We start from the raw sequence: 12,400 nt of genomic DNA, 5'->3' as shown, positions 1-12,400 counted from the left end.
GTGAACGAACGAGTGACGAGGCCGGGGGAACCGGCCGGGCCCACCGGGCCGACCCTGGAGGCCCTGCGGCAGCGGCTGGCGGACTTCGCGGCGGCCCGGCGCTGGGAGCCCTTCCACACGCCGAAGAACCTGGCGGCCGCGCTGAGCGTGGAGGCCGGCGAACTGCTGGAGATCTTCCAGTGGTTGACGCCCGAGCAGGCGGCCGCGGTGATGTCCGATCCGGAGCGGGCCCACCGGGTGCGGGACGAGGTCGCGGACGTCCTCGCCTACCTGGTGCAGTTCTGCACGGTGGTCGGAGTGGATCCGCTGGAGGCCCTCGCGGCCAAGATCGAGCGGAACGAGCTCCGCTTCCCGGTGCCGGACGGAGCGGCGGACACCGACCAGGGCGGGGCGGGTGTCAACCCGGACGTGGACGAATAATCCTTGTGAGGGACGGGAGTTATCCACAGCCCCGGACTTGTCCACAGCTTTCCCGATGACGGATGCGGCCTCGCCGACTTCGCCGCACGCTTTCGCCGTGACCACCTGACCGCCCCACCGGCGGTCGTGGTCCCACGGCGACAGCGAGCGGAAGGAGAGGCGGCCATGGAGGCGCTGCGACTGATCAAGAGGGCCCGGCACGCCCTGGCCGAGGCCAGGCACGTGCCGGATGTGCTGGCCGAGGCGCGGCAGGCCGCGCTGCTCACCGAGGCGGTGGGGGCCAGGCTGGCGGAGCTGGACGACGACGAGCTCACCGGGCTGGGGCAGCAACTGGCCGAGGCCGCGGCGCACGCGGGGGTCTGCCTGGAACGCTCGGTCGTCAGGGCCGCCGTGCTGAGCGGCGGCCGGGCCGGGCGGCTCACCGAACTCGGTGAGCTGGCACCGGCCTTGGGTGCGCTGGACGGGCTGCTGCGGGACGTCGGGGAGACGCTGGTGGTGTTGGCCTGCGGGGCCGACACCGAGAGCCTCTACTGGACGTGCATCGACGGCGTGGACGCGGTGTCGGAGTGCAAGGACCTGGCCGGGCGGCTGCGGAAGGCGGCGGGCGGGCTGGAGGGAGAGGAAGGCGCGGTGCTCGGCGGGGCGCCGGCCGAGCGGGGCTCGCCCTTACTCGTGGTCCGGCTCGGCCCGCCGGACGAGGGCGGGCCGACGGGGGAGGCGCAGGCGCCGGGCTATCGGGTGCCCGGCGTGGCCGGAGCGTCGGAGGAGGAGGTGTCCGTGCCAGTGGGATAGGTGGCCGGGCCGTCCTCCCGGACGCCGGGGGACTGCAACTCGGCGAGATCCGCGGACACCGAGGCGAGCAGTTCGTGCAGCTGTTCCAGCAGGCTCTTCTGCGCGGTGGGCCGGGACGAGGTACCGGCGGCCGAGCCCGCCGGGCTGCTCGGGAGCTGCGGCGTGGCAGTTGGTTCGGTCATGACGGGACCTCTTCGGATCGGTAGTGCGGCGTGAAGCGGCCGGCGGTGGCTCGGCCCGCGCGACGGGGGTGCCTGATGCCTGGCCACCGAGGCACACGCCCCCGCCGCAGCAACCAACGAACCGCTCCGGCGGCCGGTCACCGCGCGCCACCCGATGTGGTCCAACTCCGTTACGCCGTAAGCCTCCCGGGTGATCCCGGCTTGCCGCCGCGAAGCGGCCTGGGCTAGGCGCGCGACGAGACACACCCGGCTTGCTCGGCGCCGAGCAAGCCGGGTGCCCGACCAAGCCGGGTGCCTGACCCAGCCGGGGCAGGGCCAAGGCTTCGGGCGAGGGGAAGGAGGAGAGGGCGGAGGGGAGGGAGGGGGGGGGGGAGGGGGGAGGGGAGGGGGGAGGGGCCCCGCATGTCCGCCGAAAGCCGTAGCACGCACTCGGGGTCCGGAGCCCGAATCGGCTCCGGACCCCGATGGCGTGGTCCCGCAGGTCAGTTGTGGGCGTGCAGGTCGGCGTTGAGGCCGCCCCAGGAGCCGGAGCGGGCGATGACCTCGACGGCGCCGGTCTGCGAGTTGCGACGGAACAGCAGGTTGTCCTGGCCGGACAGCTCGACGGCCTTGGCCACGGTGCCGTCCGGGGTGGTGACCCGGGTGCCGGCGGTGACGTAGAGGCCGGCCTCGACGACGCAGTCGCTGCCGAGCGAGATGCCGATGCCGGCGTTGGCGCCGAGCAGGCAGCGCTCGCCGACCGAGACGACCTGCTTGCCGCCGCCGGAGAGGGTGCCCATGATCGAGGCGCCGCCGCCGATGTCGCTGTGGTCGCCGACGACGACGCCCGCGCTGATCCGGCCCTCGACCATGGAGGTGCCGAGGGTGCCGGCGTTGAAGTTGACGAAGCCCTCGTGCATCACGGTGGTGCCGACGGCCAGGTGGGCGCCGAGGCGGACGCGGTCGGCGTGGGCGATGCGCACACCGGACGGGGCGACGTAGTCGGTCATCCGCGGGAACTTGTCGATGCCGTACACGGCGAGCTGGCCGCCCTGGGCGCGGACCGCGAGGCGGGCCTGCTCGACCGCGTCCACCGGGACGGGGCCGATGCTGGTCCACGCGACGTTGGCGAGCAGCCCGAAGACGCCGTCCAGGTTCTGGCCGTGCGGCTTGACCAGGCGGTGGCTGAGCAGGTGCAGGCGCAGGTACACGTCGTGGGTGTCGAGCGGCTTCTCGTCGAGCGAGGCGATGGTGGTGCGCACGGCGACCACCTCGACGCCGCGGCGGGCGTCGGCGCGCAGCGCCTCGGCCGCGCCGGCGCCGAGTTCGGCCTCGGCCTGCTCGGCGGTCAGGCGGACGGTGCCGGCCGGGCCGGGCTCGGCGGCCAGGGCGGGGGCGGGGAACCAGGTGTCGAGGACGGTGCCGTCAGCGGCGATGGTGGCCAGGCCGGCGGCCACGGCCCCGTTCGGGAGGGAGGTCGATTCAGCAGTCACACCGTGCACGTTAACCAATGCGGGGCCCTGCTGCCGAACACGCCCGTCGTGCGGACGCGGCCGCCGGTCGGTACGCCCCCGCCGTGCGTACACGGCCGCCGACGGGCTGCGGCGGACGGCCGCCGAGCCGGAAAACCCGGTGTTCAGCGAAGGTTTGCTCGGCGATACTCGGACGGGTGTTCATGTCGATCTCCACCACCGGCAGCGTCGAGGGCCCGGCCACCGATCTCGGCTTCCTGCTGCACAAGCACCCGGGCAAGGTCCAGCGGTTCGCGACGTCGCACGGCGAGGCGCACGTCTTCTACCCCGAGGCGGGCGACGACGTCTGCACGGCGGCGCTGCTGCTGGACGTCGACCCGATCGCGCTGGTCCGCAAGGGCCGGGGCAAGGGGCGCGGCGGTTCGCCGGACTTCGCGCTCGCCCAGTACGTCAACGACCGCCCGTACGCGGCGTCCTCGCTGCTCGCGGTGGCGCTGCGGACGGTGTTCCGGTCCGCGATGAAGGGCGCCTGCCCGGCCCGGCCCGGGCTGGCGGACCGGCCGCGCCCGCTGCGGATCACGCTGCCCGCGGTGCCCGCGAACGGCGCGGGCGAGGGCGGTGGCCCGGCGATGGCGGTCCGGCTGTTCGAGCCGCTGGGCTGGCGGGTCGAGGCGGTGGCGCTCCCGCTGGACGAGGCGTTCCCGGAGTGGGGCGAGTCCCGGTACGTGCGGCTCACGCTGGTCTCGGACGCCGTGCGGCTCGCCGACGCGCTCCAGCAGCTGTACGTGCTGCTGCCGGTGCTGGACGGCGCCAAGCACTACTGGGTCGCCCCGGACGAGGTGGACAAGCTGCTCGCCGCCGGCGAGGGCTGGCTGGCCGCCCACCCGGAGCGCGCCCTGATCACCCGCCGCTACCTGTCCCGGAGCCGGGCGCTGACCCGGGTGGCGATGGAGCGTCTGGAGCTGGCCCGGCTGGCGGAGGCGGACGACCGGGAGCCCGAGGAGGTCGACAACGCGGTCGACGACCGGCCGGAGGAGCCCGCGGAGGCCGCCGGGGCGACGTCGGAGCCCAGGCCGCCGTCCCTCGCCGGGCAGCGCCGCGCCGCGATCCTCGCCGCCCTGCGGGAGGTGGGTGCGACCCGCGTCGCCGATCTCGGCTGCGGCCGGGGCGAGTTGATCGGCGAACTGCTGAAGGACGCCCGGTTCACCGAGGTGCTCGGCGTGGACGTGTCGGCGCGGGCGTTGCAGGCGGCGGCCCGCGGACTGCGCCTGGACCGGATGCCGGAGCGGCAGGCGGCCCGGGTGACGCTGACGCAGGGCGCGCTGACGTACACGGACGCCCGGTTGAAGGGCTTCGACGCGGCGGTGCTGTGTGAGGTGGTCGAGCACCTGGACCTGCCCAGGCTGCCCGCCCTGGAGTACGCGGTGTTCGGCGCGGCCCGGCCGGGGGCCGTGGTCGTCACCACGCCGAACGCCGAGTACAACGTCCGCTGGGAGAGCCTGCCGGCGGGCGCTGCCCGGCACGCCGACCACCGCTTCGAGTGGTCGCGCGCCGAGTTCCGCGCGTGGGCCGAGCGGGTCGCGGCCGCGTTCGGTTACACGGTGGTGCTGCGCCCGGTGGGGCCGGAGGACGGGGAGGTCGGCGCGCCGACCCAGCTGGCCCTGTTCCGCCTCGACACCAGCCCTGCCGAGCAGGCCACGACCGGCACCACCCGGACCGGCCCGGCCGCGACCGACCCGACCCCGACCGAGCACACCCCGACCGACCCGGCCCCGACCGACCCGACCCCGACCGACCCGGCGCCCGAAGGAGGCGAATCCCGATGACCGACGAAGCGACCCCGACGCCCGAGCAGCACCAGGACCAGGAGCACGACCAGGGTCAGCCCCAGGACCACCCCGCCCCCCGCCGCCTTCCCGTTACCGACGTCTCCCTCGTCGTCCTGGTCGGCACCAGCGGCGCCGGCAAGTCGACCTTCGCCCGTCGCCACTTCCTGCCCACCCAGGTCGTCTCCTCCGACTTCTGCCGCGGCCTGGTCGCCGACGACGAGAACGACCAGTCGGCCTCCGCCGAGGCCTTCGACGTCCTGCACTACATCGTCGGCAAGCGCCTCGCGGCCGGCCGGCTGACCGTCGTGGACGCCACCAACGTCCAGCCCGAGGCGCGCCGCCAGCTGGTGCGGATCGCCCGCGAGCACGACGTGCTGCCGATCGCGATCGTGCTGGACGTCCCGCCGGGCGTGTGCGCCGAGCGCAACCGCTCCCGCCCGGACCGCCAGCTGCCGGCCCACGTCGTCCCGCGCCAGCACCGCGAGCTGCGCCGTTCCCTGCGCGGCCTGGAGCGCGAGGGCTTCCGCAAGGTGCACGTGCTGCGCGGCGAGGCCGAGGTGGCGGCGGCCGAGGTGGAGCTGGAGAAGCGCTACAACGACCTTCGCCACCTGACCGGGCCGTTCGACATCGTCGGCGACATCCACGGCTGCCGCTCCGAGCTGGAGACCCTGCTGACCCGCCTCGGCTACACGCTGACCCGGGACGCCGGGGGCCGGCCGGTGGACGCGGTGCCGCCGGCGGGCCGTACCGCCGTGTTCGTCGGGGACCTGGTCGACCGCGGCCCGGACACGCCAGGCGTGCTGCGCCTGGTGATGGGCATGGTCGCGGCCGGGCACGCGCTGTGCGTGCCGGGCAACCACGAGAACAAGCTGGGCCGGGCGCTGGACGGCAAGAAGGTCACCGTCGCCTACGGTCTGCAGGAGTCGCTGGATCAGCTGGCCGGCGAGTCCGAGGAGTTCCGGGCCGAGGCGCGGGAGTTCATGCGCGGCCTGGTGAGCCACTACCTGCTGGACGGCGGCGCGCTGGTGGTCTGCCACGCCGGTCTGCCGGAGCGGTACCACGGCCGCAACTCGGGCCGGGTGCGCTCGCACGCGCTGTACGGGGAGACCACCGGCGAGACCGACGAGTACGGCCTGCCGGTGCGCTACCCGTGGGCGGAGGAGTACCGGGGCAAGGCGCTGGTGGTGTACGGCCACACGCCGGTGCCGTCGGCGAGCTTCGTCAACAACACCGTCTGCCTGGACACCGGTTGCGTGTTCGGCGGCACCCTGACGGCGCTGCGCTACCCGGAGCGGGAGCTGGTGAGCGTGCCGGCCGAGCGGGAGTGGTACGCGCCGGTGCGCCCGCTGTCCACGGACGCGCCGGGCGCCCGCGAGGGCCGTCCGCTGGATCTCGCCGACGTGGCGGGCCGCCGGATCGTCGAGACCGGGCTGCACGGTCGGGTCGCCGTCCGGGAGGAGAACGCGGCGGCGGCGCTGGAGGTGATGAGCCGCTTCGCGCTGGACCCGCGGCTGCTGGCGTACCTGCCGCCGACGATGGCGCCGAGCGCCGCCTCCCGCCGGGACGGCTTCCTGGAGCACCCGCAGGAGGCGTTCGCCGCCTACCGCGCGGACGGCGTGCGGCACCTGGTGTGCGAGGAGAAGCACATGGGGTCCCGCGCGGTGGTGCTGGTCGCCCGGGACGACGCGGCGCTGGAGCGGCGCTTCGGCGTGGCCGGTCCGGGCGCGATCTGGACCAGGACGGGCCGGGCGTTCCTCGCCGACGACGGCCTGACCGCGGCCGTGCTGGGCCGGGTACGGGCGGCCGCCGAGCGCTCGGGGCTGTTCGACGAGCTGGGCACCGGCTGGCTGCTGCTGGACGCCGAGCTGATGCCCTGGTCGCTGAAGGCCGTGGAACTGCTGCGCCGCCAGTACGCGGCGGTCGGCGCGGCGGCGGGCGCCGCCCTGCCGGAGGCGCTGGCGGCCCTGGAACGGGCGGCCGGTCGCGGGCTGGACCTGGCGGAGCTGACCGCCAAGCAGCGGCGGCGCGCGGCCGACGCGCAGGCTTTCACCGAGGCGTACCGGCGGTACTGCTGGCCGACCGAGGGGCTGTCGGGCGTGCGGCTGGCGCCGTTCCAGGTGCTGGCCGCCGAGGGGGCGAACCTCGCGGTGCGCCCGCACGACGAGCACCTGGCCTGGATCGACCGCCTGGTCGCGGCCGACGAAACGGCGTCCGAAACGGCGTCCGAAACGGCGGCCGAAGCGGCGGCCGAAGCGCGGGCCGGAGCCGCACTCGGAGCCGCACTCGGAGCCACGCCCGAAACGGCGTCCGAACCGGACGGCGGCCGGGCACCGGTCCTGCACCGCACCGGCCGCCTCCTGGTGGACACCGAGGACGAGGCCGCGGTGGCGGCCGCCACGGCCTGGTGGGAGGAGCTGACGGCGGCCGGCGGCGAGGGCATGGTGGTCAAACCGCTGGCCTCGGTGGTGCGCACGGAGCGGGGCGGGGGCCGCCCGGGCGGGCTGGTGCAGCCGGGGGTGAAGGTGCGCGGCCGGGAGTACCTGCGGATCGTCTACGGCCCGGACTACACCGAGTACCTGGACCGGCTGCGCGAGCGGTCGCTGGGCCACAAGCGCTCGCTGGCGCTGCGCGAGTACGCGCTGGGCCTGGAGGCGCTGGACCGGCTGGCGGCCGGCGAGCCGCTGTGGCGGGTGCACGAGCCGGTGTTCGCGGTGCTCGCGCTGGAGTCCGAGCCGGTCGATCCGCGCCTGTAGGCCGCCAGCGTCCGGGAGGCCCACGCCTGTAGGCCGACCGGGCGCCGAGGGGGCCCGCGGCTGTAGGCCGACCGGGCGTTGAGGGGGAGTCCGCGGCGGGGCTCCCCCTCTTCCACCCCCGCCTTGTATAGAAATTCCGAGCATCGTATAGACTTGCTACTTTCCCGTACGCCCCGTCATCCCAGGAGCCCGGTATGGCCTTCAACCTCCGGAACAGGCACTTCCTCAAGGAGCTCGACTTCACGCCCCAGGAGTTCCGCTTCCTGGTGGACCTCGCCGCCGGGCTCAAGGCGGCCAAGTATGCGGGCACCGAGCAGCCCCGGCTGCGCGGGAAGAACATCGCGCTGATCTTCGAGAAGACCTCCACCCGCACCCGCTGCGCCTTCGAGGTCGCCGCCCACGACCAGGGCGCCACCACGACCTACCTGGACTCGTCCGGTTCGCAGATCGGCCACAAGGAGTCCATCCGGGACACCGCCCGGGTGCTCGGCCGGATGTTCGACGGCATCGAGTACCGCGGCCACGGCCAGGAGATCGTCGAGGAGCTGGCCGCGAACGCCGGCGTCCCGGTCTGGAACGGTCTCACCGACGAGTGGCATCCCACCCAGATGCTGGCCGACGTGCTCACCATGACCGAGCACGGCACCAAGCCGCTGACCGGGACCGCCCTGGCCTACCTCGGCGACGCCCGCTCCAACATGGGCAACTCGCTGCTGGTCACCGGCGCCCTGCTCGGCATGGACGTCCGGATCGTCGCCCCTAGCTCCCTCTGGCCGGCCGAGGGGGTCCGGAAGGCGGCCGAGACGCTGGCCGGGGCGACCGGCGCCCGGATCACCCTCACCGAGGACGTGGCCGAGGGCGTGGCCGACGTGGACTTCCTCTACACCGACGTCTGGGTCTCGATGGGCGAGCCCAAGGAGGTCTGGGCCGAGCGGATCGAGCTGCTCAAGCCCTACCAGGTGTCGATGGACACCGTCCGGGCCACCGGCAACCCGGCCGTGAAGTTCCTGCACTGCCTGCCCGCGTTCCACGACCTCGGCACGGTGGTCGGGCGGCAGATGTACGAGGCGACCGGCATGACCGAGCTGGAGTGCACCGACGAGCTGTTCGAGTCGGCGCACTCCGTCGTGTTCGACCAGGCCGAGAACCGCCTGCACACCATCAAGGCGGTCCTGGTCGCCACCCTCGGCTCCTGAGGCGGGAGCTCCTGAAGAGGGAGCTCCTGAGGCGGGAGCTCACTTCTCCAGCTTGACGCAGGCCGCCCGGTCGCCCGCCGCGTGCGGGCCGGCCGGGGTGCCCGCGTGCATCACCAGCGAGCGCGCCTCGCCCGGCCGCGGCTGCCAGGGCACCGAGGCCGTCGCGATGCCCTCGCCGTGCGCGTCGGTGCGCAGCGCCAGCCGCAGTTCGTTGCGCCCGTTGGCGTACGCGGGGTCGGTGGACGGCTGCACCGGGTCCACGGCGTCCTGGTAGTGCGGTCCGGACGAGGCCGGGTCGGCCCCGCAGGAGCCGGTGTGCAGGTGCACCGGGAACTCGTGGTCGGGGGCGAGCCCGGTGACGGTCATGGTGAGCACCGTCCGCCCCGAGGTGGAGCGGTCGGTGACGATCCGGGTGCGCGCGCCGTACGGCACGAGGTCGTCCGCGTAGCTGACGGCGGTCGGCGGCACGAAGGCCGTCGCGGGGTCGAAGGCGGCCTCGACGACGGAGACGGGCGAGGCGGCGGAGCCCGACGAAGCGGCGGAGCCCGGCGAGGCGACGGGGGCCCGCGGGGTGACGGGGGCCGACGAGGCGGCGGCGGGGGCGAGCAGGGCCAGCGGCAGCAGCGCGGCGGCGAGCGGAGTGGACATCATCGGGCCTTCCACGGGCGGGGCGACGGACACCGTGCTCAACGGCGCCGGGCGCCGGCGGACACCCTCGAACGGAATCGGAGGCGGGCGGGCCGCACGGGCGCGCTCCTGCTCGTCCCGTCGCCGACCGGCGGTTCCGGTGGTGAGCTGGTGTGAGCCGGTGCCGGGTCGACACCGAGCCGACACCGAGCCGGTGCCGGGCCGGCGGTGGGCCGGCAGCACTGCCGTTGCCGGCTGGCCGCCGCCCGAACGGCCGCTGACCTGCGCTTTTGCCGACCCAGGCATGCCTGCGGTGGTGAAGGCGACGGCATGCACTATGGTTTATCTCGACATCGAGATAACTGCCCCATAGGATATATCTCGACATCAAGATACTTGCCGAGCGGAGCTCGCCGGCGATGCGGGCAAGGTAAGCCTAAGTAAGGCTGACCTTACCACCGTGGCGGCCGGATACCGCACGAAGCACCCAGAAGGAGTCAGTCGTGTCCGCGAACAGCTTCGACGCCCGCAGCTCGCTGCAGGTGGGCGACGAGTCGTACGAGATCTTCAAGCTCTCCGCCGTCGAGGGTTCCGAGCGGCTGCCGTACAGCCTCAAGGTGCTGCTGGAGAACCTGCTCCGCACGGAGGACGGCGCGAACATCACCGCCGACCACATCCGCGCGCTCGGCAACTGGGACGCCAGCGCCCAGCCGAGCCAGGAGATCCAGTTCACGCCGGCCCGCGTGATCATGCAGGACTTCACCGGCGTGCCGTGCGTGGTCGACCTCGCCACCATGCGTGAGGCCGTCAAGGAGCTGGGCGGCGACCCGGCCAAGATCAACCCGCTGGCCCCGGCCGAGCTGGTCATCGACCACTCCGTCATCGCCGACAAGTTCGGCACCCCGGACGCCTTCGTCCAGAACGTCGAGATCGAGTACGGCCGCAACAAGGAGCGCTACCAGTTCCTGCGCTGGGGCCAGACCGCCTTCGACGAGTTCAAGGTCGTCCCGCCCGGCACCGGCATCGTCCACCAGGTGAACATCGAGCACCTGGCCCGCACCGTCATGGTCCGCGGCGGCCAGGCCTACCCGGACACCTGCGTCGGCACCGACTCGCACACCACCATGGTCAACGGCCTGGGCGTGCTGGGCTGGGGCGTCGGCGGCATCGAGGCCGAGGCCGCCATGCTGGGCCAGCCGGTCTCCATGCTGATCCCGCGCGTGGTCGGCTTCAAGCTCAACGGCCAGCTGCCGGCCGGCACCACCGCCACCGACCTGGTGCTCACCATCACCGAGATGCTGCGCAAGCACGGTGTGGTCGGCAAGTTCGTCGAGTTCTACGGCGAGGGCGTCTCCGCGATCCCGCTGGCCAACCGCGCCACCATCGGCAACATGTCGCCGGAGTTCGGCTCGACCTGCGCGATCTTCCCGATCGACGCCGAGACCATCAACTACCTCAAGCTCACCGGCCGCGACGAGCAGCAGCTCGCCCTGGTCGAGGCGTACGCCAAGGAGCAGGGCCTCTGGCACGACCCGTCGGTCGAGCCGGTCTTCTCCGAGTACCTGGAGCTGGACGTCTCCACCGTCGTCCCGTCGATCTCCGGCCCGAAGCGCCCGCAGGACCGCGTCGTCCTGGCCGAGGCCGCCACCCGGTTCGCCGAGGCGCTGCCGACCTACTCCGCCGAGGCCTCGAAGCCGACCGTCGTCACCGCCCCCGACGGGTCGAAGTACGAGATCGACAACGGCGCGGTCGTGATCGCCTCGATCACCTCCTGCACCAACACCTCCAACCCCTCCGTCATGCTGGGCGCCGCCCTGCTGGCGAAGAAGGCCGTGGAGAAGGGCCTCACGGTCAAGCCGTGGGTCAAGACCACCCTGGCCCCCGGGTCCAAGGTCGTCATGGACTACTACGAGAAGGCCGGCCTGCTCCCGTACATGGAGAAGCTGGGCTTCAACCTGGTCGGCTACGGCTGCGTCACCTGCATCGGCAACTCGGGCCCGCTGCCCGAGGAGGTCTCGGCCGCCGTCAACGAGGCCGACCTGGCGGTCGTCTCGGTGCTCTCCGGCAACCGCAACTTCGAGGGCCGGATCAACCCGGACGTGAAGATGAACTACCTGGCCTCGCCGCCGCTGGTGGTCGCCTACGCCCTGGCCGGCAACATGAACATCGACATCACCCGCGACGCCCTGGGCCAGGACGCCGACGGCAACGACGTCTTCCTCGCCGACATCTGGCCGTCGGAGCAGGAGGTGGCGGACACCGTCGCCGGCTCCATCGACGAGGCGATGTTCGACAAGGGCTACCAGGACGTCTTCGCCGGTGACCACCGCTGGCAGTCGCTCCCCGTCCCGACCGGCAACACCTTCGAGTGGGACGCCGAGTCCACCTACGTCCGCAAGCCCCCGTACTTCGAGGGCATGGCCAAGACCCCGAGCCCGGTGACCGACATCGCCGGCGCCCGCGTCCTGGCCAAGCTGGGCGACTCGGTCACCACCGACCACATCTCCCCGGCCGGCAACATCAAGCCGGGCACCCCGGCGGCGCAGTACCTGACCGCCAACGGTGTCGAGAAGCGCGACTTCAACTCCTACGGCTCGCGCCGCGGCAACCACGAGGTGATGATCCGCGGCACCTTCGCCAACATCCGTCTGCGCAACCAGATCGCGCCGGGCACCGAGGGCGGCTACACCCGCGACTTCACCCAGGCCGACGGCCCGGTGTCGTTCATCTACGACGCCTCGCAGAACTACCAGGCCGCCGGCACCCCGCTGGTCGTCCTGGCCGGCAAGGAGTACGGCTCCGGCTCGTCCCGCGACTGGGCCGCCAAGGGCACCGCGCTGCTGGGCGTCAAGGCCGTCATCGCCGAGTCGTACGAGCGCATCCACCGCTCGAACCTGATCGGCATGGGCGTCCTGCCGCTGCAGTTCCCGGAGGGCCAGACCGCCGAGTCCCTCGGCCTGACCGGCGAGGAGACCTTCTCCTTCACCGGCGTGACCGAGCTCAACGAGGGCCGCACCCCGAAGACCGTCAAGGTCAAGGCCGGTGACAAGGAGTTCGACGCGGTCGTCCGCATCGACACCCCCGGTGAGGCGGACTACTACCGCAACGGCGGCATCCTGCAGTACGTGCTGCGCTCGCTCATCGGCTGAA

9 protein-coding genes are annotated in these 12,400 nt (G+C 73.1%); 6 read left to right on the top strand and 3 right to left on the bottom strand.

Annotated features, from left to right (window positions below):
• The gene (locus ACFVTF_RS29810; RefSeq protein WP_387817458.1) at positions 1-420 is read left to right on the top strand and encodes a nucleotide pyrophosphohydrolase; all 420 of its coding nucleotides are present in this window, start codon (positions 1-3) and stop codon (positions 418-420) included.
• A 165-nt stretch (positions 421-585) separates the two neighbouring features.
• Positions 586-1,212 (top strand): DUF6099 family protein, encoded by a 627-nt coding sequence (locus tag ACFVTF_RS29805; RefSeq protein ID WP_387817457.1) that lies wholly within the window; start codon positions 586-588, stop codon positions 1,210-1,212.
• Here ACFVTF_RS29805 and ACFVTF_RS29800 read toward each other — a convergent pair.
• Complete coding sequence (locus tag ACFVTF_RS29800; protein ID WP_371516953.1) at positions 1,152-1,394, bottom strand: hypothetical protein; 243 nt, start codon at positions 1,392-1,394, stop codon at positions 1,152-1,154. The two genes, ACFVTF_RS29805 and ACFVTF_RS29800, sit on opposite strands and share 61 nt — an antisense overlap.
• Before the next feature lie 482 nt (positions 1,395-1,876).
• Positions 1,877-2,866, bottom strand: coding sequence for a 2,3,4,5-tetrahydropyridine-2,6-dicarboxylate N-succinyltransferase (gene dapD, locus ACFVTF_RS29795; RefSeq protein ID WP_387817456.1), 990 nt, complete (start codon positions 2,864-2,866; stop codon positions 1,877-1,879).
• A 176-nt stretch (positions 2,867-3,042) separates the two neighbouring features.
• On the opposite strand from dapD, the gene ACFVTF_RS29790 reads away from it, so the two are divergent.
• The 3 genes from ACFVTF_RS29790 to argF all read left to right on the top strand — a co-directional run bounded on the left by ACFVTF_RS29790 (position 3,043) and on the right by argF (position 8,623).
• Positions 3,043-4,671 carry a 3' terminal RNA ribose 2'-O-methyltransferase Hen1 gene (locus ACFVTF_RS29790; RefSeq protein ID WP_387817455.1) on the top strand — a complete coding sequence of 543 codons (1,629 nt, stop codon included), beginning with the start codon at positions 3,043-3,045 and terminating at the stop codon, positions 4,669-4,671.
• Entirely contained in the window at positions 4,668-7,427 is a 2,760-nt protein-coding gene (locus ACFVTF_RS29785) for a polynucleotide kinase-phosphatase (protein ID WP_387817454.1), read from the top strand. The genes ACFVTF_RS29790 and ACFVTF_RS29785 overlap by 4 nt, the downstream gene beginning before the upstream one ends.
• 194 nt (positions 7,428-7,621) lie before the next feature.
• Positions 7,622-8,623: an ornithine carbamoyltransferase gene (gene argF / locus ACFVTF_RS29780; protein WP_387817453.1), complete on the top strand. Its 1,002-nt coding sequence runs from the start codon at positions 7,622-7,624 to the stop codon at positions 8,621-8,623.
• 39 nt (positions 8,624-8,662) lie between these two features.
• On the opposite strand, the gene ACFVTF_RS29775 is transcribed toward argF, so the two are convergent.
• Positions 8,663-9,274 carry a superoxide dismutase family protein gene (locus tag ACFVTF_RS29775; RefSeq protein ID WP_387817452.1) on the bottom strand — a complete coding sequence of 204 codons (612 nt, stop codon included), beginning with the start codon at positions 9,272-9,274 and terminating at the stop codon, positions 8,663-8,665.
• Between the two features lie 479 nt (positions 9,275-9,753).
• Here ACFVTF_RS29775 and acnA point away from each other — a divergent pair, with 479 nt between their 5' ends.
• Positions 9,754-12,399, top strand: a complete 2,646-nt coding sequence (gene acnA / locus ACFVTF_RS29770) for an aconitate hydratase AcnA (RefSeq protein ID WP_387817451.1) — start codon at positions 9,754-9,756, stop codon at positions 12,397-12,399.
• Position 12,400: the final 1 nt, after the last annotated feature.

It is taken from the genome of Kitasatospora sp. NPDC057940 (assembly GCF_042887425.1).
Classification (GTDB): Bacteria; Actinomycetota; Actinomycetes; order Streptomycetales; family Streptomycetaceae; genus Kitasatospora.
Note: the sequence above shows the minus strand (reverse complement) of the source record. Positions and strands in the feature narration are given on the sequence as shown.